A 332-nucleotide genomic window follows, 5' to 3' on the forward strand; every position below is an offset into this window, starting at 1 on the left:
TGGTATATATGGGATGGAAAACGATGGAGAGTGGATACGAAGAAAGAAATTGAAAGAATTACAGCAAAAGTTCTCCGAGGTCTTTTTCAATCAGAAGATGAATCAGAAATAAAATGGGCACGTATGTGTGAGCGGAGAAACGTTCGCATGAATAGTATCAAGGACCTGATGCCATTGGTTCCAGGGGCTCGTGAAGATTTTGATAGGCATACCTATTTATTCAATGTCGAAAATGGAATAGTAGATTTACAGACAGGGCAGCTTCGTCCGCATGATCGGGAGGTATATCTATCGAAAATCACCAATGTTACATTTGATGAGCAAGCGAAATG

1 pseudogene is annotated in these 332 nt (G+C 40.4%); it reads left to right on the plus strand.

Annotation, left to right across the window (positions count from 1 at the left end):
* Window positions 1–332 (plus strand): annotated as a pseudogene (locus ACQRBL_RS32710) (phage/plasmid primase, P4 family); the annotation flags it as partial.

Origin of the sequence: Bacillus sp. AF62 (assembly GCF_050312695.1) — a bacterium.
Taxonomy (GTDB): domain Bacteria; phylum Bacillota; class Bacilli; order Bacillales; family Bacillaceae_G; genus Bacillus_A; species Bacillus_A cereus.